Annotated in this window: 19 protein-coding genes; 12 read left to right on the forward strand and 7 right to left on the reverse strand. The window is 66.9% G+C overall.

What is annotated here, in order from left to right:
- Position 1 precedes the first annotated feature (1 nt).
- Positions 2-859 carry an OmpW/AlkL family protein gene (locus tag AC3FOF_RS34075; RefSeq protein WP_017230783.1) on the forward strand — a complete coding sequence of 286 codons (858 nt, stop codon included), beginning with the start codon at positions 2-4 and terminating at the stop codon, positions 857-859.
- Between the two features lie 180 nt (positions 860-1,039).
- Here AC3FOF_RS34075 and AC3FOF_RS34080 read toward each other — a convergent pair whose 3' ends face one another.
- The gene (locus AC3FOF_RS34080) at positions 1,040-1,498 is read right to left on the reverse strand and encodes an Lrp/AsnC family transcriptional regulator (protein ID WP_276265688.1); all 459 of its coding nucleotides are present in this window, start codon (positions 1,496-1,498) and stop codon (positions 1,040-1,042) included.
- Positions 1,499-1,687: 189 nt separating this feature from the next.
- Here AC3FOF_RS34080 and AC3FOF_RS34085 point away from each other — a divergent pair, with 189 nt between their 5' ends.
- Positions 1,688-2,296: a glutathione S-transferase gene (locus AC3FOF_RS34085; protein ID WP_488729113.1), complete on the forward strand. Its 609-nt coding sequence runs from the start codon at positions 1,688-1,690 to the stop codon at positions 2,294-2,296.
- Between the two features lie 193 nt (positions 2,297-2,489).
- Positions 2,490-3,653 carry a CapA family protein gene (locus AC3FOF_RS34090; RefSeq protein ID WP_488729118.1) on the forward strand — a complete coding sequence of 388 codons (1,164 nt, stop codon included), beginning with the start codon at positions 2,490-2,492 and terminating at the stop codon, positions 3,651-3,653.
- Between the two features lie 14 nt (positions 3,654-3,667).
- Here the strand turns inward: AC3FOF_RS34090 and AC3FOF_RS34095 are convergent, their stop codons facing one another.
- From AC3FOF_RS34095 to AC3FOF_RS34110, 4 genes are all read right to left on the reverse strand, one after another.
- The gene (locus AC3FOF_RS34095; RefSeq protein WP_276263283.1) at positions 3,668-4,126 is read right to left on the reverse strand and encodes a GNAT family N-acetyltransferase; all 459 of its coding nucleotides are present in this window, start codon (positions 4,124-4,126) and stop codon (positions 3,668-3,670) included.
- 222 nt (positions 4,127-4,348) lie between these two features.
- A complete protein-coding gene (locus AC3FOF_RS34100; protein WP_017227201.1) occupies positions 4,349-5,827 on the reverse strand; it encodes an efflux transporter outer membrane subunit in 1,479 nt (492 codons plus the stop codon).
- 2 nt (positions 5,828-5,829) lie between these two features.
- Entirely contained in the window at positions 5,830-8,982 is a 3,153-nt protein-coding gene (locus tag AC3FOF_RS34105) for an efflux RND transporter permease subunit (RefSeq protein WP_017227202.1), read from the reverse strand.
- Positions 8,983-9,012: 30 nt separating this feature from the next.
- Entirely contained in the window at positions 9,013-10,245 is a 1,233-nt protein-coding gene (locus tag AC3FOF_RS34110) for an efflux RND transporter periplasmic adaptor subunit (protein WP_276263284.1), read from the reverse strand.
- Positions 10,246-10,683: 438 nt separating this feature from the next.
- Between AC3FOF_RS34110 and AC3FOF_RS34115 the strand changes: the two genes are divergently transcribed.
- On the forward strand, positions 10,684-11,454 hold the full coding sequence (locus AC3FOF_RS34115; protein ID WP_017227204.1) for a TetR family transcriptional regulator: 771 nt from the start codon (positions 10,684-10,686) through the stop codon (positions 11,452-11,454).
- Positions 11,455-11,486: 32 nt separating this feature from the next.
- On the opposite strand, the gene AC3FOF_RS34120 is transcribed toward AC3FOF_RS34115, so the two are convergent.
- Positions 11,487-12,635, reverse strand: coding sequence for an ABC transporter substrate-binding protein (locus AC3FOF_RS34120; protein ID WP_488729119.1), 1,149 nt, complete (start codon positions 12,633-12,635; stop codon positions 11,487-11,489).
- Between the two features lie 235 nt (positions 12,636-12,870).
- On the opposite strand from AC3FOF_RS34120, the gene AC3FOF_RS34125 reads away from it, so the two are divergent.
- From AC3FOF_RS34125 to AC3FOF_RS34145, 5 genes are all read left to right on the forward strand, one after another.
- Entirely contained in the window at positions 12,871-13,545 is a 675-nt protein-coding gene (locus AC3FOF_RS34125) for a response regulator (RefSeq protein WP_276267704.1), read from the forward strand.
- Positions 13,545-15,014, forward strand: a complete 1,470-nt coding sequence (locus AC3FOF_RS34130; protein ID WP_488729114.1) for a sensor histidine kinase — start codon at positions 13,545-13,547, stop codon at positions 15,012-15,014. Before AC3FOF_RS34125 ends, AC3FOF_RS34130 begins: the two co-directional genes overlap by 1 nt.
- A 419-nt stretch (positions 15,015-15,433) precedes the next feature.
- Positions 15,434-16,402 carry a Bug family tripartite tricarboxylate transporter substrate binding protein gene (locus AC3FOF_RS34135; RefSeq protein WP_017229312.1) on the forward strand — a complete coding sequence of 323 codons (969 nt, stop codon included), beginning with the start codon at positions 15,434-15,436 and terminating at the stop codon, positions 16,400-16,402.
- 253 nt (positions 16,403-16,655) lie between these two features.
- Complete coding sequence (locus AC3FOF_RS34140) at positions 16,656-17,129, forward strand: tripartite tricarboxylate transporter TctB family protein (protein ID WP_017229311.1); 474 nt, start codon at positions 16,656-16,658, stop codon at positions 17,127-17,129.
- A gap of 13 nt (positions 17,130-17,142) precedes the next feature.
- Positions 17,143-18,645, forward strand: a complete 1,503-nt coding sequence (locus tag AC3FOF_RS34145) for a tripartite tricarboxylate transporter permease (RefSeq protein WP_488729115.1) — start codon at positions 17,143-17,145, stop codon at positions 18,643-18,645.
- Between the two features lie 149 nt (positions 18,646-18,794).
- On the opposite strand, the gene AC3FOF_RS34150 is transcribed toward AC3FOF_RS34145, so the two are convergent.
- Positions 18,795-19,049, reverse strand: a complete 255-nt coding sequence (locus AC3FOF_RS34150; protein WP_017229309.1) for a hypothetical protein — start codon at positions 19,047-19,049, stop codon at positions 18,795-18,797.
- 1,295 nt (positions 19,050-20,344) lie between these two features.
- Between AC3FOF_RS34150 and AC3FOF_RS34155 the strand changes: the two genes are divergently transcribed.
- Genes AC3FOF_RS34155 through AC3FOF_RS34165 form a run of 3 tightly spaced genes read left to right on the forward strand, consistent with a single transcriptional unit; the run spans position 20,345 to position 22,836 of the window.
- Entirely contained in the window at positions 20,345-21,403 is a 1,059-nt protein-coding gene (locus AC3FOF_RS34155; RefSeq protein ID WP_276266656.1) for an AbrB family transcriptional regulator, read from the forward strand.
- Positions 21,404-21,443: 40 nt separating this feature from the next.
- On the forward strand, positions 21,444-21,860 hold the full coding sequence (locus tag AC3FOF_RS34160; RefSeq protein ID WP_276266655.1) for a PaaI family thioesterase: 417 nt from the start codon (positions 21,444-21,446) through the stop codon (positions 21,858-21,860).
- Between the two features lie 31 nt (positions 21,861-21,891).
- Complete coding sequence (locus tag AC3FOF_RS34165; protein WP_488727923.1) at positions 21,892-22,836, forward strand: patatin-like phospholipase family protein; 945 nt, start codon at positions 21,892-21,894, stop codon at positions 22,834-22,836.
- Positions 22,837-22,976: the final 140 nt, after the last annotated feature.

The raw sequence follows: 22,976 nt of genomic DNA on the forward strand, positions 1-22,976 counted from the left end.
CATGACAGTGACGACGAAACCCTTTCGCCTGGCGGCATCGCTGCTGATCGCCACCCTGGCCTGGCTCGGCGGCATACCCGCCGCGCAGGCGCAGAAGGCAGGTGACAACGTGGTGGCGCTGGGCTGGTTCCATATCCGTACCGCCGGCAACAGCGGCCCGTTCACCACCAGCGTGATCGACGTGCCGATCAACGGCCCGCTGGGCCTGCCGTCGTCGTTCTCGGCGCCGGGCAGCAGCATCAGCACATCCAACGCCGACACCGTGGGATTGACCTTCAGCCATTTCTTTACCGACCATATCGCGCTGGCCACGGTGGGCGGCATTCCGCCCAAGTTCAAGCTCTACGGCCACGGCAACCTGATCCCGCCGGGCCCGGCCGGCGCGCTGGGGCAGCAGCCGCTGGGGGACGCCAACATCAACCCGATCATCAGCAGCGCGCGCCAGTGGAGCCCGGCGGCGATGGTGCAATATCACTTCTTCGAGCCCACCGCGCGGGTGCGGCCCTTCATCGGCATTGGCGTGTCGTATAACTTCTTCACCAATATCGAGCTGAACCCGGCCTTCGCCGCTTCCGTCAACAACAACCTGGGCGCGACCCTGGCCGCCGGCGCCGGCAAGCCCGGGCCGACCTCGGTGGAGGCCAAGGCATCGAACGCGTTCGCGCCGGTGTTCAACCTGGGCGGCTCGTTCGCCATCACGGACCAGTGGGGCCTGAGCGCCTCGGTGACCTATATCCCGCTCAAGACCACGTCGTCGATGGTCATCAAGGCGTCGGACGGCACGGTGCTGTCCACCTCCAAGGCGAGCCTCAGCCCGAACCCGGTCATCGTGTTCGTGGCGGCGACATACAAGTTCTGAGGGGGATGTCCAAGGCTCGTGAAATGCACGGCAGCGAAATCGGCGCGTCCTGCACGCTGGAGAAGCTCCCGCGGGCGGGAGAGGGGAGCCACAAAGCGGTCAGGATGCGCCAAAACCGTCTGCAATGACGACAGCTTTCACTCCCTCTCCCCTCATTGGAACGCTCGAGAACGCCACGCATCACTTCACCGGCAACCTCGCCGCCTGGATCGTCACGGTCTTGCGCACCGGACTCGACAGCACCAGCGACGTGGTGACCGAGCCGTGGGCCGCGAGCGTGTCGACCACGCGCTCCAGGTCCGCCGGATCGGCAATGGCGCAACGGACGATAAAGCAATGCTCGCCGGTGACGCGATCGGCCATCAGCACTTCCGGCATGGTCTCGAACAGCTTCACGTATTTCTGGATGTGCGCATGCGTGGTCTCGATGTGGATGATGGCCTGCAGGCCCACGCCCACCGCCCGCAGGTTCACGCGCGCCCCATAGCCTTCGATCACGCCCGCGTCTTCCAGCTTGCGCACGCGCTCGCTCATGGCCGGCTGCGACAGCCCGATGCGCTTGCCGAGCGCCGCCAGGCTCTGCCGCGCGTCGGCCTGCAGTGCCTCGAGGATCAATCGGTCTTTCTTGTCCAGCTCCATCCGCGGCTCCCATGCCCCGTGCGCGGCGCCGATGATTCATCGGTGCGCCGCGCCATTTTCCAATGCCTTGCCATATGCCGCGCCCGGCGATGCCATTATGCTGGAAGACATCCGGCTCGACATATCCGGTATCGATGGCGGTGTCGCCGTATCGGTAGCGAGAGCCGCAACCCCGCCCAGGAGGACAGGATGCAACTCATCGGCATGCTCGATTCACCCTATGTACGCCGCGTCGCCATTTCGCTGCGGCTGCTGGATATGCCCTTCGAACACCAACCGGTCTCGGTCTTCAGCACCTTCGAGCAGTTCCGCGCCATCAACCCGGTGGTGAAGGCGCCCACCCTGGTTTGCGACAACGGCGTGGTGCTGATGGAGTCGGGCCTGATTCTCGACTATCTCGAAACGCAGGCCGGGCGCAGCCTGATGCCGGCCGGCGGCAGCGCGCGGCAGCATGCCCTGCGCGTCGCCGGGCTGGCGCTGGCCGCATGCGAAAAGACGGTGCAGATCGTCTATGAGCGCAATCTGCGCCCCGCCGAGAAGCAGCACGAGCCGTGGCTCGCGCGGGTGCGGGGCCAGTTGCTCGCCGCCTGCTCGGCGCTGGAAACGGAACTGGCAGGGGTGGCGCTTCCGGCGGACGAGCGCACGCTCACGCAGGCTGACGTGACCACCGCCGTAGCGTGGCGCTTTACGCAGATGATGCTGCCGGAAGAGGTCGATGCATCGGCGTATCCGGTGCTGGCGTCGTTCAGCGCCGCGGCGGAGCAGCTTGCCGCGTTCAAGGACACGCCGCCGCTCTGATGCCGCCCGCGAGCTTGCCCGGCTGCACATTCGGCGCGCAACGGCGGGAGCGACGCCGGCGGGGTTGAAAATCCTTGCCGGCTACCGGCGCGCGGCATGGATTCCGGCGCAGAATTGGCATGCGGGGCCGTCCCGCGCGCAGGCGATCCGTCGCCTGCCCGCGTGCTCACGCCCGCTGGAAAGGAAGTGCATGATGGGCGAAGTTTCCCGGACCGCTACCGATGGTACGGACCCGGCCGGCGACGGCACGGGCGTGCGTTTGTTCCTGTGCGGCGACGTGATGACCGGCCGCGGCATCGACCAGATCCTGCCGCATCCGGGCAAGCCGCACCTGTTCGAGGCGTGGGTGCATTCGGCCATCGGCTACGTCGAACTGGCGGAGCGCGCGGCCGGGGCGCTGCGCCGCCCCGTCGACCCGTCCTATCCCTGGGGCGACGCGCTCGGCGTGCTCGAGCGTTTCCAGCCGCAGGCACGCATCATCAACCTGGAAACAGCCGTCACCACGAGCGAGGATGCGCAGCCAGGCAAGGGCATCCACTACCGCATGCATCCCGCCAACCTGCCGTGCATCGCCAGCGCCCGCATCGATTGCTGCGTGCTGGCGAACAACCACGTGCTGGACTGGGGACGCGCCGGGCTGGACGAAACGCTGGCCTCCCTGCATGCGGCGGGCGTGCGCACCGCGGGCGCCGGCCGCAACGCGGCGCAAGCCGCCGCGCCCGCCGCGATCGATCTCGCGCGCGGCGGCAGGGTCCTGGTGTTTGCCTACGCGACCGCCACCAGCGGGGCCCCGCCGGACTGGGCGGCTGGCGGACGGCGCGCCGGCATCGGCTTTCTGGCGGAGATTTCAACGCAGGCCGCCGACGATGTCGCCCGCCAGACGCTGGCGGCAAGTGCGGCGGGGGATATCAAAGTGGTATCGCTGCACTGGGGCGGCAACTGGGGCTTCGAGATTTCGCGGCAGGAGCAGGCCTTCGCGCACCGGCTGATCGATGTGGCCGGCGCGGACATCGTGTACGGCCACTCGTCCCATCACATCAAGGGCATCGAGGTGTATCGCGACCGGCTGATCCTCTACGGCTGCGGCGACTTTCTCAACGATTACGAAGGCATCGCCGGACACGAGCGCTACCGGCCCGACCTGTCGCTGATGTACTTCCCCCTCGTCGATGCCGCGACCGGCAGCCTGCGCGAGCTGGCCGCCGTACCGATGCAGATCCACCGGTTCCGCCTGCGCCGGGCGCCGCAAGAGGGCGTGTCCTGGCTGTGCGCCACGCTGGACCGCGAATGCGGCAGGTGGGGCGTGCGTGCCATGCGGGCGGCGGACGATACGCTGTCGTTCCGCTGGGGCGGCTAGCGTTATAGCCCGCGCTATGCGCCAACGGCCTTGGCCATCTCGGTGGTCGCATGCCAGCCCAGCGCCACATACAAGGGCCGGCCCATTTCCGTGGCATGCAGGATCGCGAACTGGAGCTTGCGCTCGGCGAATTCGTCCTCCGCCAGTTGCATCAGCCGCCGGCCCAGGCCCTGCTTGCGGTACGCCTGCTCCACGTAGACGTTCAGCACGTAGCCACGCTTGTCCTGGGTGGGATGGGACGGATGCGGCGGCCAGTCGATCGCCATCAGGCCGATGCCGGCCACGGCCTCTCCCCCGTCCATCAGCACGAAGCCGAAGTAGCTGCCGTCGCGCAGGCGCGGCGCCAGCCAGGGACGGAATTGCGCCGTCATGGTCCGGAGCACGTCGTCGCTGCGCCCGGACTCGCGGAACATTGCCTCACGATGGCGGCAGACCAGTTCCAGATCGTCGACTCCGAGCGCACGTGCTTCCATGGCAGGCTTCCTGCAGGCGGGGGTTGAGGGGGCGCGGCAACGTCATGCTAGCGCATGCGGTGCGATTCGGAAATCCTATCGGGGAAATGCGCGGCAACCGGGACAGAACCACACCGAAGGCGGGAAGCCAGCCGGAATAAAAAAAGCGAAGCGCGGTCGGCGCTTCGCTTCGAGGCCATCGGAGCGGATCGCTCCGATGGCAGGACGAAAAAACTGTCTGTCTTACTGCGTGGTCACCGCCGGCTTGATGCCCTCGGCCGACGCCACCGGACCGGTCTCGGTCAGGCCGCCGCCAAGCGACCGGTACAGGTCGATGGCGTTGTTCAGGCGCAGCTGCCGCGCCTGGATCAGCGCCTGGTCGGCGGAGAACAGCTGACGCTGCGCGTCGAGCTGGTCGAGCTGGCTGGCCACGCCGTTGCGAAAGCGCATCAGCGACAGCTCATAACGCGCCGCCTCGGCGTCGCGCACCTGCTCCTGGCTCGTCACCTGCTCTTCCAGCGTGCCGCGCGCCACCAGTGCATCCGCCACTTCGCCGAAGGCCGTCTGGATGGTCTTCTCGTAGTTGGCGATCTGGATGTTCTTGCGGACGTTGGAGAGATCCAGGTTGGACAGATTGCGGCCGTAGTCGAAGATCGGCAGCACCAGCTGCGGCGCAAACGACCACGCGCCGGTGCCGGCATCGAACAGCCGCGAGAAGGTCGGGCTGATCGCGCCGGCGTTGGCGGTGAGCGTGATGCGCGGGAAGAAGGCCGCGCGCGCCGCGCCGATATTGGCATTGGCCGACAGCAGCAGTTGCTCGGCCTGGCGGATGTCGGGACGCTGCTCGAGCAGGTCCGACGGCAGCCCGGCCGGGATGTCGCTGATGATGCGTTCGTCCGACAGGCGCATCGGCGCGGGCAGGTTCTCGATGCTGCCGATGGGCTTGCCCACCAGCACTTCGAGCGCGTTCTGCGCCTGCGCGCGCTGGCGTGCCAGCTGCGCGGCGGACACGCGTGCCTGCGCCACCAGCGACTCGTTGTCGCGCAGGTCCAGCGCCGAGGTGGCGCCCGCCTCGAAGCGCTGCCGCGCCAGTTTCAGCGTATCGTCGCGCGTCTTCAGCGTGACCTGGGCCAGTTCATACTGCTCGGCGTTCGAGCGCTCCGACAGATAGGCCTTGGCCACTTCCGAGACCAGCGAGATCTGCGCCGAACGGCGTGCTTCCTCGGTGGCGAAATACTGCGCCAGGGCCGCGTTGGAGAGGCTGCGCACGCGGCCGAAGAAATCGAGCTCGTACGAAGAGATCGCCCCGCCCGCCTGGTAGGAGTCGGCGATATAGGGCTTGTTGTTGGCGGACTGCGCGGCGGCGAAACGCTGGCGCGTATAGCCGCCGGTGGCGTTCACCGTGGGCAGCAGGTCGGCACGCTGCACCTGGTACTGGGCGCGTGCTTCCTCGATACGCAGCGCCGCGGTGCGCAGGTCGCGGTTGTTTTCCAGCGAGGTGGCGATCAGCACCTGCAGGCGCGGGTCGTGGAAAAACTCGCGCCAGCCGATATCGCTCGCGCGGCGGGTTTCGCCGCTCTTGACTTCGGCGGCCGCGTAGCCTTCCGGCGCCGCCGGGAAGTTCGTGGCCACCGGCGGGGCGGGGCGCTCATAAACGGGTGCCAGTGTGCAACCCGAGAGGACGCCCGCCACCAGCAACAGCGTGGTCAGTGTCTTTGTCATTGTCAGATTCCCTCTTTGGGTTCGAGCCGCTGCTGGTCCAGCATCTGCTCGCGCTTGCTGCCCTTGAAGCGGCTGCGGATGACCACGAAGAACACCGGCACCAGGAAAATCGCCAGCACCGTGGCGGTGATCATGCCGCCGATCACGCTGGTACCGATGGCGCGCTGGCCACCCGAGCCCGCGCCGCTGGCGATCGCCAGTGGCAGCACGCCCAGGATAAAGGCCATCGAGGTCATCAGGATCGGGCGGAAGCGCAGGTGCACGGCTTCAAGCGTAGCGTCGATGACGCTGCGGCCCTGCGCCTGCAGATCCTTGGCGAATTCCACGATCAGGATGGCGTTCTTCGCCGACAAGCCGATGGTCGCGATCAGGCCCACCTTGAAGTACACGTCGTTGGGCATGCCGCGGAAGGTCACCCCGAGCAGCGCGCCGAGCACGCCCAGCGGCACCACCAGCAGCACCGCGACCGGGATGGACCAGCTCTCGTAGAGCGCGGCCAGGCACAGGAACACGATGATCAGCGACAGCGTGTACAGCATCGGCTCCTGCGAACCGGCCAGGCGCTCTTCATACGATTGCCCGGACCACTCGAAGCCGAAGCCCGGCGGCAGCTTGGCGAAGTTCTCTTCCATGATCTTCATGGCTTCGCCGGTACTGCGTCCCGGCGCGGCCTGGCCCGCGATCTTCACCGCCGGCAAGCCGTTGTAGCGCTCCAGGCGCGGCGAGCCCATGATCCACTTGGAAGTGGCAAAGGCAGCGAACGCAACCATATCGCCCTTGCTGTTCTTCACGCGCAGCTTGGTCAGGTCGTCGGGCAGCTTGCGGTCGTTGCCTTCCGCCTGGGCAATCACCTTGCGCACACGGCCTTCATAGATGAAGTCGTTGACGTAGGAGGAGCCGAAAGCGATCGCCAGCGTCGAGTTGATGTTGGCCACCGAGACACCCAGCGCGCGTGCCTTCTCGCGGTCGATGTCGATCTGCAGCTGCGGCGCGTCTTCCTGGCCTTCGGGGCGTACGCCCGCCAGCGCAGGATTCTTCGCTGCCATGCCGAGCATCATGTTGCGCGCTTCCATCAGCTTGGCGTGACCCTGGCCGGTGCGGTCCTGCAGGCGGAAGTCGAAGCCCGAGGAGTTGCCCAGTTCGGAAATCGCCGGCGGGTTGAGCGGGAAGATGATGGCGTCCTTGATGAAGGACAGCGCGCCAAATGCCCGGCCAACCAGTGCCTGCGCGGTCTCGTTGGCGCCGGTGCGCTCCTTCCAGTCCTTGAGCCGCACGAACGCGATACCGCCGTTCTGGCCGCGGCCGAAGAAGGAGAAGCCTGCCACGGTGATCATCTGGTCCACCACCTTGGATTCCTTCTGCAGGTAGTAGTCCTCGATCTGCTTGAGCACGCCGATGGTGCGCTCCTGCGTGGCGCCGTTGGGCAGCTGCACCACCGTGATCATGTAGCCCTGGTCTTCCTCGGGGAGGAAGGACGAAGGCAGGCGCTTGAACAGCACCACCATGCCGACGACGATGAGGGCGTAGATGATCAGGTAGCGGCCGCCACGCTTCAGGATGCGGGCGACCGTGCCCTGGTAGCCGGTGGCGGCGCGGGCGAAGGTGCGGTTGAACCAGCCGAAGAAACCCTTCTTCTCGTGGTGGTGGCCGGCCTCGACCGGCTTGAGCAGCGTCGCGCACAGCGCCGGGGTCAGCGTCAGCGCCAGCAGCGCCGAGAACGCGATCGACGAGATCAGCGACAGCGAGAACTGGCGGTAGATGTTACCGACCGAGCCGGAGAAGAACGCCATCGGGATGAACACCGCGGTCAGCACCAGCGTGATGCCGACGATGGCGCCGGTGATCTGGCCCATGGCCTTGCGCGTGGCGTCGCGTGGCGAGAGTCCTTCCTCGCTCATGATCCGCTCGACGTTTTCCACCACCACGATCGCATCGTCCACCAGGATACCGATCGCCAGCACCATGCCGAACATGGTCAGCACGTTGATGGAGAAGCCGAAGGCCAGCAGCATGCCGGTCGTGCCCAGCAGCGCCACCGGCACCACCACCGTCGGGATGATGGTGGCGCGGATGTTCTGCAGGAACAGGTACATCACCAGGAACACCAGCACCACGGCTTCGACCAGGGTCTTGATCACTTCCTCGATCGAGATCTTGACGAAGGCCGAGGTGTCGTAGGGAACGGTGTACTGGTAGTCGCCCGGGAAGAACTTGGAGAGTTCCTCCATCTTGGCGCGCACCGCGGTGGCGGTGGCCAGCGCATTGCCGCTCGGGGCCAGCTTGATGGCGATGGCCGCCGACGCCTTGCCGTTGGTACGGGCCAGCGTGGAGTAGTCGGCACCGCCGAGCTCGACGCGGCCGACGTCCTTGATGCGCACCGAGGAGCCGTCCGGGTTCGTGCGCAACAGGATGTTGGCGAACTGCTCCGGCGTGGAGAGGCGGCTTTCGGTGGTGACGGTGGCGTTGAGCTCCGTGCCCTTGGGCGACGGCGTGCCGCCCAGCTCGCCCACGGCGACCTGGACGTTCTGCTCCGAGATGGCAGCGGTCACGTCCTGCGGCGTCAGGTTGAAGCCGGTCAGCTTGGCCGGGTCCACCCAGATGCGCATGGCGTACTCGGTGCCGAACAGGTCGGCCTGGCCCACGCCCGGCACGCGGCGGATCGAATCGATCACGCTGGCCGAGACGTAGTTGCCCAGCTGGATGGCATCGGCCTGTCCGGACTTGGACGTGACCGTCAGGAACATCATGTAGTTGTTCCCGGCCTTGTCCACGCGCACGCCCTGCTGGCGCACCTCCGCCGGCAGGCGCGCTTCCACGCGCTTCAGGCGGTTCTGCACCTCGACCGAGTTCAGGTCGATGTTGGAGCCCGGCTGGAAGGCGATGGTGATCGTCGACAGGCCGGTGGATTCACTGGTGGAGTTGTAGTACAGCAGCCCGGGAATGCCGTTGAGCTCCTGCTCGATCACCGAGGTGACCGAGTCTTCCAGCGTCTTGGCGGAAGCGCCCGGGTAGGTCGCCGTGACCGAGATCGTCGGCGGGGCGATGTTGGGGTACTGGGCGATCGGCAGTTGCACGACCGACAGCGCGCCCCCCAGCACGATGATCAGCGCGAGAACCCACGCGAACACCGGCCGGTCAATAAAAAACTTGGCCATAAAACTGGCTCCCTTCGTTTTGCGCTGTGGTTAGCCCTGCTTGGCGTCGGCCTTTTCCGCGGTCACCGCGGCCGGAGCCGAAGCGCCGCTGGCGGCTGGCTGCGCGGCAGGGGTCGAGGCGTCGGCGGTCTGCGAGACGAACGGCACGGCCTTGGCGGGCGCGCCGACCTTGACCTTCTGCAGGCCCTCGACGATGACCTTCTCGCCGCCCTTGAGGCCTTCGGTGACGATCCAGTTGTCGCCGATTGCCTGGGGCGCCTTGACCGGCAGCGAAGCGACCTTGCCGTCACCGCCCACCACCAGCACCGATGCGCCCTGGCCGGTGCGGATCAGCGCGCGCTGCGGCACGGTCAGTGCGTTCTCATCCACGCCCTGCTCGATCTTGACGCGCACGAAGGTGCCCGACAGCAGCTCGCGCTTGGGATTGGAGAACTGTGCGCGCAGGGTGATGGCGCCCGTGGTCGGGTCGACCGTCATGTCCGAGAACAGCAGCTTGCCGGTTTGCTCGTACTCGCGGCCATCCTCGATGAACAGGTGCACGCGCGCGCCGCCGTCGACGCCCTTGACCTTGCCGCTCTCGATCGAACGTTGCAGCTTCATCACTTCGCTGGCGGGCTGGGTGAAGGTCACCCAGATCGGATCCACCTGCTCGACCGTGGCCAGCTTGGTGGCTTCGCCGCTGCCGACCAGCGCGCCTTCGGTGACCAGCGCGCGGCCCACGCGGCCACTGATGGGCGCGGTCACGGTGGTGTAGCCGAGATTGATCTGGGCGGTGCTGACCGCTGCCTTGGCCGAGGCGATGTCCGCCGCGGCCTGGCCAGCCGCGGCGACGGCGTCGTCATACTCCTGCTTGCTGACCGCGTTGACGGCCACCAGCGGCTTGTAGCGCTCGGCCTTCAGGCGCGCGGCCACCGCATTGGCTTCGGCGCGGGCCAGGCTGGCCTTGGCCGACTCGAGTTGCGCCTGGTAGGGCGCCGGGTCTATCTTGAACAGCAACTGGCCGGCCTTGACCTCACCGCCCTCGCGATAGTTGCGGGACAGCACGATGCCGGCGACCCGCGCCCGCACTTCAGCGGTGCGCACGCCTTCCAGGCGGCCCGGCAGTTCATTGACAACGGCAACGGTGGTCGGCGTGACGGTTACGACACCGACTTCCGGCGGCGGCATGGCGCCGGCCTGTGGCTTCTTGTCACCGCAGGCGGAAAGCGCAAGCGCCGACAACACAGCAGCGGCAACGCAAGTGATACGTTGGGACTTCCTCATCGATAACCCCATGATGGCAATTTGAGATCGGCCGCATGCGTTCCCGGTGTCGCGTCCGGATACGGCGCCGTCCGCCGCCCGGCGGTTTACCGGGAAACGGGCAAAAAAAGAGTAATGCTAGCCACAATTGGCAACGCTGACGTGACGCTTGCGACGAAAGGTTGCAAATCAGTAACGACATGCCGACATGGCACCGCGAAACAAAGGAGGGCGCTGCGGTGCCGTCCGGCCGATGGGCTGGCCGAAAGTCAGGCGAACGCGTATTATATATACATTCAAGCATGTATGTAATAACCTGTTGCAATGCGGCAATATTTGCTCCATATACCGTCGTTCTAGTGCACTGGCACAGCGTACGCCGCGCATCGGCGGCCCCCATCGCCGGCGCTCCGGGAGACAGAACCAGACCGGTCCGCGTGGCCGGCAGCTGAGAACATCATGGTCAGACGCACCAAGGAAGAGGCGCTTGAAACGCGCCATCGCATTCTCGACGCGGCCGAGGCCGTATTCCACGCCCGTGGCGTGGCCCGCCCCTCGCTGGCCGACATTGCGGAGGCGGCCGGCGTGACCCGCGGCGCCATCTACTGGCACTTCAAGAACAAGAGCGATGTCTTCGCCGCCATGTCCGACCGCGTGCACCTGCCGCTGGAAGCGCTGTGCGCGCCGGAGCGCATCGCGAGCCAGGAAGACCCGCTGGGCAGCATCCGCGATATCTGCGCCTTCGTGCTGCGGCAGACGGTGGAAAACCCGCAGTGGCGGCGGGTGTTCGAGATCGTGTTCCACAAGTGTGAAATGGTGGCGGACAACGGCGCCATCTTCGAGCGCCAGCGCCAGTCGCACAAGGAAAGCGCGGTGAAGATGCTCGGGCATCTGCGCATGGCGGTGGAGCGCGGGCAGCTGCCGTCCGACCTCGACCTCGACCTCGCCGTCAACGTATTCCACGCCTCCATCGGCGGGATGCTGTCGCACTGGCTCTTCGCCCCCGAGGATTTCGATCTCGAAGCCAATGCCGAGCGGGTGTCGGATGCCTTTATCGACACGCTCAGGCTGTCGCCGGCCCTGCGCAAGGGTTATGTCCCGCGTCCCGTCGCCAAACTCAAGGAAGAAGTGGCTTCGATGTGCCAGGAGGCACAGGCGGCGCACGTCGGGCAGCTGGCGGCGACCAAGGCGGCGCAACAGGCACTGCCCGGGAAAGCCCAGCCGGGCTGAAGCCGGCGGCGGGGCAGCGGACCTCCGGCTGCTCAGCCCCGCATGGCGTCGCGCCAGCGGGCCAGGAAGGTCCGCTTGCGCAGCGTGTCCTGCGCCGCCAGCAGGCCGGGGCCCACGCTGATCGGCTTGAGCGCGTAGCCGAGGCGCTCGGCCAGCGCGGCGGCGGTGTGCACGCTGTCGGTATCCGTGCGGATGGTGTAGAGCTGCGAAGCGCTTTGCCCCAGCAGGGTCTGGCCGGCGCGCGAGAGCAGGAAATCCAGCCACAGGCGCGCCGCGTTGGGATGCGGCGCGCGGCGCGCGATAAAGGCCACGCGCGACATCACCAGCGTGTAGTCGCGCGGGGCGATCACATCGATCCCGGCGCCGCGCTCCATCAGCGAGAGCGCGTAGGACCCCAGCAGGTTGTAGCCCATCACGAACTCGCCGGAGGCGATGCGCTCGATCATGTTCGCCGTGGACGCCGACATCTGCACGCCGCAGCGGCCAAGCGCCTGCGCCAGGTACCAGAACTCGTCGCCCATGCGCGCATCCTGCTGCGCCAGCAGGTAACCCACCCCGGATTTCTCCACGTCGTAGGTCACCACGCGCCCGCGCCAGCGCGGCGCATTCTCCTGCAGCAGGCGCGCCAGGCCGGTGCGGCTGCGCGGCACCTGCATGCCGGCAAAGTGACGGCGGTTGTAGACGATCACCGCCGGCTCGAAGGTGGTGCCCCAGGCTTCGTCGCGCCACGCCGCCCAGGCCGGCAGGCCGGCCCGCTCGGGCGAGGCGTAGCGCAGGGCGTGGCCATCGTTGACCAGCTTGATCTGCAGGTCCATGGCCGTGCTCCACAGCACGTCGGCATAGTCCGGCCCGGGCGGCTGGCCAGCCTCCAGCCGCGCGTTTTCCGCCAGGTAGCGGTCGTTCAGGTCCAGCGTGTTGAGATCCTGGTAACGCACCTTGAGGCCGGGGTAGCGCGCCTCGAACGCCGTCACCAGCGGATGCGCGATATCCACGTCGGTGGAGGCATGGATGTTGACAGTGCCCTCCTGCAGCGCCCGCGCGATGATCTCCGCATAGCTCGCCGGATAGCCGGCGGGCACCGGCGGCGTAGCCTGGGCGCGCGGGCCGCTGGTCATGCCGGCGGCGCCCAGCGCCGCGGCGGCGGCCGTCAGCACGCGGCGCCGCGTGCGGCTGGCGGGCATGTCGGCGGGGGCGGCGGACGGCGGGGACGGGGGCAACTTGCGCAAGGCTGGAACCATCGGTGGCGGCATCGGTGGCTGGAAAGGGCCTGGGCGCACTCGCCGCGCGTGGCCCGGGGCGGAGGTATTATAGGCCCCCGCGGCAAGTCGCCGTGGCGCCGGCGGCTGCGCTGCCGGCGGCGAATTCAAAGCCATGGTCTCGTGCAAACGGACGCTTATCGAGCAGGGGAGGACCGGCGTGCGCTTATTGCTGGTAGAAGACGAGATTGAACTGGCGCGCTGGGTGGCGCGCGCACTGGAGCAGGGCGGCTTCGTGATCGAGCACGTGGCCGACGGCCTGCAGGCCGAGGCGCGCCTGATGGCCGAGGAATACGATGTGGTGGTGCTCGACCTGCGCCTGCCCGGCAAGGACGGCCTGGCCGTGCTCAAGTCCATGCGCGGGCGCGACGACCGCACCCCGGTGCTGATCCTGACCGCGCAGGACACGCTCGACGAGCGCGTGCGCGGGCTCAACCTGGGCGCCGACGATTACCTGCCCAAGCCCTTCGCCATCGCCGAGCTGGAGGCCCGCATCCTGGCCCTGATCCGGCGCAGCCGCGGGCGCGCCCATCCGCGCCTGCAATGCGGCTCGCTGGTGTTCGACGGCGAGACCCGCAGCTTCACGCTGGACGGCGTGCCGCTGGCGCTGACGCCGCGCGAATCGACCCTGCTGGGCGCGCTGCTGGCCAGGAGCGGCCAGCCGCTGACCAAGGCGCAACTGCTCGACAAGGTGTTCTCGCTCGACGCCGATGTCAGCCCCGACGCCATCGAGGTGCTGGTCTACCGGCTGCGCAAGAAGCTCTCGGGCCACGGCGTGACCATCGTCACGCTGCGCGGCTTCGGCTACCTGCTGGAACCGGAAGGGCAGGCCTGATGCTGCACCGGCTGCCACGCCACTGGCTGCGGCGCTGGCTGCAGGGCAGCCTGCGCCGCCAGTTGCTGCTGCTGCTGTTGCCCGCGCTGGCGGCCATGATGGCGCTCGACACCTGGCTGACCTACGGCACGCTGCGCGATGCCGCCAATGCCGCCTACGACCGCTCGCTGTACGGCTCGGTACGCGCCATCGACAACGCCATCGGCATGGCCGGCGAAAGCGTGCAGATCGCGCTGCCGGACGCCGCCATGGAAATGTTCGAGACCGCGGCCCAGACCCATGTGTTCTACCGCGTCTCGCTCGAACGCAACGGCAAGATCGAAACCGTCACCGGCTACGACGACCTGCCGCTGCCCAAGGGGGAGATCGCCAGCAACCAGCCGCGCTTCTACGATGCCGGCTATCGCGGCGACCCGGTGCGCATCGCCGTACTGGCGCATCCGGTGTATCGCCCCAACGCGCATATGCGCGTCATCGTGCAGGTGGCGGAAACCGCCGAGCCGCGTTTCGAGTTGATCGCCACCGTCTGGCGCGGCGCGCTGGCGCGCGACGTGCTGCTGATCCTGATCAGCGCCTCCATCCTGGTGGCCGGCATCACCTATGTGCTGCGCCCGCTGGCACGCGTGCGCGACGACGTGGAAGCGCGCTCGGCCGACGACCTCACCCCGCTGGCCTTCGACCACGTGCCCGTGGAAGTGCAGCCGCTGGTCGACGCGGTGAACCGGCACGTCTCGCGCTCGGCCGCGATGACGCAGGCCCAGGCCCAGTTCATCGCCGATGCCGCGCATCAGTTGCGCACGCCGCTGGCCATCCTCAAGACGCAAGCCGAATTCGCCCAGCGCCAGCTTTGCGCCAGCGCCGATCCCGCGCGCGCGCCGCAGGCCGCCAGGGAGGCGGTGGGCGGCATCGTCACCCAGCTCGAACAAGCCGCGCGGCTGACCAACCAGCTGCTGGCATTGGCGCGGGTGCGGCAGCATCCGGGCAGCGATACGCCGGGAGACGCCGAACCGCTGGAACTGATCGACGCCGTCGCCGTGGCCGAGCAGGTGGCGCTGGACTACCTGCCGCTGGCGCGCGGCAAGCAGCAGGATTTCGGGTGGGAGCGCCCGGCGGGGCTGGTATTGCCGGTACGCGCCGATGCCGCGCTGTTGCGCGAAGCCTTCGCCAACCTCGTCCACAACGCCATCCAGTATTCCCCCCGCGGCAGCCGCATCACGCTTTCCGCCGCGCGCGCCCAGGACAGTGCCTGCCTGGTGGTCGAAGACGACGGGCCCGGCATTCCCGCCGAGGAACGCGAGAAGGTGTTTGCGCGGTTTTACCGGCGGGTCGGGCACGCGGAGCCCGGATCCGGCCTGGGGCTGGCGATTTCCCGGGAGATGACCGCGCGCTTCGGGGGGGCGGTGGAACTGCGGGACGGGGCGCAGGGGCGAGGCGTCCGGGCGGTGTTGAGGCTGCCGGTCGGCGAGTGAGGCTGCTTGCCGGCGGGGTTTTCCGGATTTCCCTCGGACATTTCCTGGATGCCTCCGGGCTGCCTCCGGGACGCTTTATCAAATGACCGGTTTCCCAGACATCCAACCCCGTGTAAACCCCACCCCATTTCCAGTCAAATTGACAGGCTTTTGACAGTTTCCCCCGCCTAAAATCGCCCCCATGGCCGTCGCACCGGCCAGACCACGTAGAAAAGCCAAAGAACAAGTCCGGCATGCAAGCACAGCAAAGGACAGGAGACAACGCCCAGCCAGGCCGGCCAACCCCGGCACACCGCGAAGTTCTCCCGTCCATGCCAGCAAGCTCCGCTGCCAGCCGGATGCCTCCGGGTCGGGCCAGGCCAGCGATATCAGCCTCCCCCCTTCACCGGCAACCCTCTGAGAAAAAGCAGGAGACCGTAATGCGTCGTTCGATTCATCGCCTTGCCCATGTCGTCATGGCTTCGGCCGCCATCACCGCCACCGTGGCTGCCGCTCCCGCCTTCGCGCTCGACAGCGTGAAGTTCATGATCGGCGCCAACCCGGGCGGCGGCTTCGACCAGACCGGCCGCTCGCTGGGCGCCGCGCTGGTTGCCGCCGGCGTCGCCAAGACGGCTTCCTACGACAACAAGGGCGGCGCGGGCGGCACCATCGGCCTGACGCAGTTCGTCAATACCGACAAGGGCAACCCCAACGCGATGATCGTCACCGGCGCGGTGATGGTGGGCGCGATCGAAACCAACAAGCCGCCGGTCACGCTGAAGAACGCGACCCCGGTGGCACGCCTGTTCGCCGACACCATGGTGATCACGGTGCCGGCCGCGTCGCCGCTGAAGTCGATCAAGGACCTGACCGCGCAGCTCAAGGCCAATCCGGGCAGCGTGAGCTGGGGCGGCGGCTCCAAGGGTTCGATCGACCACATCCTGGCAGGCCTGGTGGCCAAGGAATCCGGCGTGGACCCGAAGAAGATCAACTACGTGCCGTTCCAGGGCGGCGGCGAAGCCTCGGCCTCGATCCTGGGCGGCCACGTGACGGTCGGCATTGCCGGCGTGTCCGAGTTCCTGCCCTTCATCAAGAGCGGCAAGATGCGCGCGCTGGCCGTGACGTCCAAGGAACGCACCGCCGACATCGCAACCCTGAAGGAGCAGGGCATCAACGTCGAGATCTACAACTGGCGCGGCGTGTATGGCGCGCCGGGCATCACCGCCGAGCAGCGCAAGGCCCTGGTCGACGCCGTGGTGAAGGCAACCGAATCGCCGGTGTGGAAGGAAACCCTGGCCAAGAACGACTGGACCCCGTTCCTGCTGACCGGCGATGAATTCGGCAAGTTCGTCGACAGCGAGTCGGCACGCCTGGGCGGCACGCTGCGCGAACTGGGCGTGGCCAAGTAAGCGCCAGGGGCAACCCACCTTACCGCCTGCGCACCGCTTCAACCCGTTTCACCGCTTTACCTGTCGGCCCTGCCTGCGGCGCACCGTAACACCCGGAGCGCATGCAGCAGGCGGGGGCCCGGTGTCCACCTGCGATACCCAAAACCAAACTACAAATCGCCGGGCCCCTGCCGCAAGCGGGGCGACAAACCGCGGCAAGCCAAGGGTCGGCCAACACCACCGCAGGCGCCGCATGAAGGAGCCACTTCCAACCATGAAACCCTCGCACCTGGCGATCGGCATTGCCGTATTGCTGCTCTCCCTCTTCTTCTTCCTGGGCCTGCCGGGCATTTCCGGCGACGAAGGCTATGCCGGCCTGTCGCCGCGCTTCATGCCGACGCTGGTCGCCATCGGCCTGGCCGCATGCGGCGCCGTGCTGACCTGGCAAGGCATTCGCGGCGGCTTTCGCAATATGCCCGAGGAAGACGCCGAACTGCCTTCGGCACCGCATAACTTCCGCGGCTTCCTGTGGGTGGCTGCCGGCCTGGTGGCCAATATGGCGCTGATCGGCATGCTGGGCTTCGTGCTCGCGTCGACCCTGCTGATGGTCTGCGTGGCGCGCGGCTACGGCAGCCGGCGCTTCCTGCGCGACGGCCTGATCGGCCTGTGCATCACGTTGCCGATGTGGGCGCTGTTTGAATTCCTGCTCGGCATCAATTTGCCGCTGCTGCCCGTCGCCGGGTTCTGATCGGAGCTGATTCATGGATACCCTTAACCTGCTGATGCATGGCTTTGCCATCGCCGTCACGCCGATCAACCTGATGTGGGCCCTGGTGGGCTGCTTCCTGGGCACCGCCATCGGCGTGCTGCCGGGCATCGGCCCGGCGCTGACCGTGGCCATGCTGCTGCCGCTGACCGCCAAGGTGGAACCCACCGCCGCGCTGATCATGTTCGCCGGCATCTACTACGGCGCCATGTACGGCGGCTCCACCACCTCCATCCTGATGAACACGCCGGGCGAGTCGTCGACCATGGTCACGGCGATGGAAGGCAACCTGATGGCCAAGAGCGGCCGCGCCGGCCCGGCGCTGGCTACCGCGGCCATCGGCTCCTTCGTGGCCGGCACGATCGGCACGGTGCTGCTGTCGATGTTCGCGCCGGTGGCGGCCGACGTGGCGCTGCAGTTCGGTCCCGGCGAATACTTCATGATCATGCTGCTGGCCTTCACCACGGTGTCGGCGGTGCTGGGCTCGTCCCTGCTGCGCGGCATGACCAGCCTGTTCCTGGGCCTGGGCATCGGCCTGATCGGCATGGATTCGCTGTCGGGCCAGACGCGCTATTCGATGAACGTGCAGGAGCTGTACGACGGCATCGACATCGTGGTGATCGCGGTGGGGCTGTTCGCGGTGGGCGAGGCGCTGTTCAACGCCTTCTTCCCGCAGCCCGATGGCAGCTTCAACCGGCTCAGCTCGATCATGATGACCAAGTCGGACTGGAAGCGCTCGGTGCCGGCCTGGATCCGCGGCACCGTGATCGGCTTCCCGTTCGGCCTGATCCCGGCCGGCGGCGCCGAGATCCCGACCTTCCTGTCGTACGCCACCGAGAAGAAGCTGTCCAGGCACCAGGGCGAGTTCGGCACGGTTGGCGCGATCGAAGGCGTGGCCGGCCCCGAGGCCGCCAACAACGCCGCGGTCACCGCCACGCTGGCCCCGCTGCTGACGCTGGGCATCCCGACCTCGAACACCACCGCGATCCTGCTGGCGGCGTTCCAGAACTACAACCTGCAGCCGGGCCCGATGCTGTTCCAGACCTCGGGCGACCTGGTGTGGGGCCTGCTGGCTTCGCTCTACATCGGCAACGTGATGCTGCTGGTGCTGAACCTGCCGGCCATCGGCCTGTGGGTGCGCATGCTGCGCATTCCCACGCCGCTGCTGTACGGCGGCATCCTGATCTTCGCGGGCCTGGGCGCCTACGGCATCCGCCAGTCGTGGTTCGACCTGCTGCTGCTGTTCGTGATCGGCGTGCTGGGCATGGCCATGCGCCGCTTCGACTTCCCCACCGCGCCGGTGATCGTGGGCATGATCCTGGGCCCCATCGCCGAGAAGCAGTTGCGCAATGCGCTGTCGATCAGCCAGGGCGACTGGTCAATCTTCGTGACCCAGCCGATCTCGGCCACCATCCTGGCCATGACGGTGGCGGTGGTGCTGATCCCGCGCATCCTGGGCTGGCTGGCCAGGCGCTCGGCGCGCGGCAAGGTGGCTTGATCGGGCGCAAGATGCGGGCGCTGCGCTGAACGAAGCAGACCGGATACGCCAAGACCATTTGGAATGGCGACTGTGTTTACTCCCTCTCCCCTCGCAGGCAGAGCAATCGTGTCAAGTGGCCATGGTGTTTTGCCATGGCCGACCGCTCTTCACCGTGGTGGATTGACCAACGCTATCGGAAGTCCTGCGCCAGCCAGTGCGATGCTGACCCGCGTCTCATAACCGCCGGTCGCTTCCGGCACGACGCGATCGATTTGACCTTGAGCGTTATGCTCAGCCAGGTACGCCAACGGCGTGGCGATTCCCGGCTCGTCATTGGTGAACCGGCGGCTCGCGCAGTCAGGAAAAGAAGTCAGAGCCGGCGTGTTCTTGCTAATGTCGATTCCTTCAACCTTGATATCCATTCGGCGTATTTCCATTCCATCGTTTGGGTTCAATGGCTGGGCGGTTGAGATAGGTCTGCAGGGCCTAAAGGCGGGGTGGTGTCGGGCTCTTGGGCGCATGGAGGTATTTGGTTTTCAGTAGGACCTCATGCCGTTGTAGAGACCTGATTCAGGTCTGCAGGGCCTAAAGGCGGAGTGGTGTCGGGCTCATGGGCACATGGAGGTATTTGGTTTTCAGTAGGACCTCATGCTGTTGTAGGGACCTGATTCAGGTCTGCAGGGCCTAAAGGCGGAGTGGCGTCGGGCTCATGGGCACATGGAGGTGTCACTTTTCTTTACTCGTAAAGAAAAGTAACCAAAAGAAAGCGATCCTTGCAGGAGGCTGGCTTATCAGGCTCGCTGGCTTTGCGGATTCGTCGTGGGCGCGTCAGCTCTGCCGGAATCTGCCGGTACCGGCGCTGACCATCACTACACAGCGAATGACAGTGGTCTCGTGGTACGACCCCTGAATGACGAACCTGCTTGCCCGTTCATGCATCTGCCGTTACCCGTTTATATGGCCACTCGATCATGAACGGCACTGGTTTCGTCGTGGGCGCGGTGGCTCCAGATTTGGGATATTCGCCTCAAGCGGGGCCACCGCGCCCACGACGAAACCAGCAAGGATCGGGAGGCAGTGGCCATGCGAACCGGTAACGGCAGATGCGTCAACCACCACGGGCCAGTGCCATCAGGGGCGCTATACTGAAACCAGCGCCATCCGCATTGGCAATGCCGTTCGCGCCGGTAGCGCCAGCAGTTCATTAGAACCGCCGCGCCCACCACGAATCCGCAAAGCCCCTGAGCCCGACAAGCCAGCCCCCCTGCAAGGGGTCGCTTTCTTTTGGTTACTTTTCTTTACGAGTAAAGAAAAGTGACACCTCCATGTGCCCAAGAGCCTGACGCCACTCCGCCTTCAGGCCCTGCAGACTTGTCTCAACCTACCCAAGCCCATAAGCCTGACGCCACTCCGCCTTCAGGCCCTGCAGCCCTGAATCATGCCCATAAAACTGGCCAATCGCTATCAAGAATAGAAGCTTCAATCCTGGCTCTCCCACAAACTTGAGCTTGGGTTAGTCGATCTGAAGCTTCCAGAACAGATTATGAAACACATAAGGGTTGAGGAAGGGGAGCAAACCAACAGTCGCATGCGTTATACAGTCTGAGGCCCTGCCCTCCAGAGGTGCCGGGCCTTTGCCGTTGCTGCGCCATGGCACCGGCGCCTTTGTCTCTACATTGCACTCCATCATAAGAACACCACGCCAGGCCGCTGCAACATGTCTTCTCTCATTCACCGCTGGCGTCCGGTCCTGCTGACGCTGCTGCTCGGCCTGTCGGCCGCACTGCTTTGCTCGCTGCTGCACACACCGCTGCCGTGGATGATCGGCCCGCTGCTGTCGGTAGCCATCGCGCGCATGCGCGGCGCCGACCTGCGCGCGCCGACGCAGGCGCGCAACGCCGGCCAGTGGGCCATCGGCACCGCGCTCGGGCTCTACTTCACGCCCGACGTGGTGGCGCGGCTGGTGGAGTTCCTGCCGTATATCGTCGCCGGCTCGCTGTTTGCGCTGGTGCTGGGCTGCGGCGGCGCGTTCATGCTGCGCAGGAGCACCGGCGTGGCATTCAAGACCGCGTACTTCTCGACCGCCATCGGCGGTGCCTCGGAGATGGCCAACCTGGCCGAGCGCAACGGTGCGCGCATCGACCAGGTGGCCGCCGCGCATTCGCTGCGCGTGCTGATGGTGGTGGTGGCAGTGCCCGCGCTGTTCCAGTACGGCGGCATCCACGGCCTGGACCCGTATATTCCGGGGCCGCGCACGGTGGACTACTTCTGGCTGCCCGCGCTGATCGCGATCACCGTCAGCGTGGCGCTGGCGGCCAGGCGCGTCAACCTGCCCAATCCCTTCGTGATCGGCACGCTGCTGGCGGCGGCCGCGCTGACCGCCTCGGGCATCGAGCTGTCGGCCATCCCCACCTGGATGAGCCGCGCCGGCCAGTTGCTGATCGGCGTCTCGCTGGGCGCGCGTTTCTCGCGCGACTTCCTCCACACCGCGCCACGCTTCCTCGGCGGCGTGGCGCTGTACACGCTGGCGGCGCTGGTGCTCTCCGCGCTGTTCGGCTGGGCCCTGTCGGCCATGTCGGGCGTGCATCCGGCCACCGCCATCCTGGGCACCACGCCCGGCGGCATCGCCGAGATGTGCATCACGGCCAAGGTGCTGGAGCTCGGCGTGCCGCTGGTGACAGCCTTCCATGTGATCCGGATGGCCTTCGTGGTGCTGTGCACCGGCCCCCTGTATCATTGGCTCAAACATCGCGCCGCGCCGGAGGAGATCGAATAGCAACCTGGCCCGGCCCCACCCCAGGACAAACGGGAGTGCCATGCCGGAATCCAACCTGACGCTTGCCGATATCGACGGCACCTTGCAGCACGTATTGGCGCCATGGGTGCGCCAGCTCGGCCTGCGGGCCGAGCGCGTCGATGCGCAGAGCGTAACGCTGCGCCTGCCTTTCGACGAATCATTTCGCCATGCGGGTGGCGTGGTGTGCGGCCAGGTGCTGATGTCCGCGGCCGACACCGCCATGATCGTGGCGATTGCCAGCGCGCTGGGCGGCTTCCGGCCCATGACCACGGTCACGCTGACCACCAATTTCATGCGCCCGGTGATCGAGGGCGACATCCTGGTGCGCGCCAATGTGCTGCGGCTGGGCAAGACCGTGGTGTTCGGCGAGATCGAGCTGACCGGCGCCGACGGCAAGCTGGCCGTGCAGGCCACCACCACCTACGCGCTGCTGTGAGCCACGCCATCCCTTGCATGAGTCACGCAGCATGAGTTCCCTTGTCATCCAGCCCGCCGCCGCGGCCGTGGCACCTGCCGCACACGCCGCGGCCGCCTCGCCGTTCGACCAGGTGGTATTTGCCGGTGGCGGCAACCGCTGCTGGTGGCAGGCTGGCTGGTGGGACACGGTGGCGCCGGAGCTGGGCTTGCGCCCGCGCGTGATCGCCGGCATTTCCGCCGGCGCCGCCACGGCCTGCATGATCCATGCGCACGATTCCCGCCAGGTGATGGCGTACTACCAGCAGGTGCTCGCCGGCAACCGCCGCAATGCCTACTGGGGCAATCTGCTGAGCCGGCAGCGCGTGTTCCCGCATTACGGCATCTACCGCACCGCCTTGCTCAACATCTTTGGCGAAGGCCGCCTGGCGCAACTGCAGACAGCGCCGGAGATCCGCATCGGCGTGGCGCACATCCCGCGCTGGAGCGGCCCGCGGCTGGCGGTGATGGCCGGCCTGGTGGCCTACAACATCGAGAAGCACTGGCTCAAGACGCTGCACCCGCGGCTTGGCCGCAAGCTCGGCTTCCATCCGGAGTTCGTGCGCGCGCAGGACTGCGCGTCGCCCGAACAACTGGCCGACCTGTTGCTGCAATCGGCCTCGACCCCGCCCTTTACGCCGGTGCTGCGGCGCAATGGACGGCCGGTGCTGGATGGCGGCATGGTCGACAACGTGCCGGTCGATGCGCTCGACGCAACGCCCGGCGACGTCCTGGTGCTGGTGACGCGGCTGTATCCGCGCCCGCGCCGCTTCGTATTGCGGCACGGCGCCCAGCGCCGGCTCTACCTGCAACCTTCGCAACGGGTACCGATCTCGAGCTGGGACTACACCCAGCCCGGCGCGATGATCGGTGCCTACGATCTCGGCCGGCGCGACGGGGAAACCTTCTTGCGTGAATGGCCGTCTGTCCTGAAGACGGAGCTTGGCACCGCCGCGTAGCGTCCAACCAACGCGCCGGCCGTCCTCGCGGCTCCGTCATCGCGATGTGCAACGCGGCCCTCGCGCCGCCACAGGAGGCATTGATGACGAAACGCCAGGCAAGACCCACGACCGAGCGCCAGAGCGCCCGCAGGGCGACC

It is taken from the genome of Cupriavidus sp. 96C5-1, from assembly GCF_057798855.1.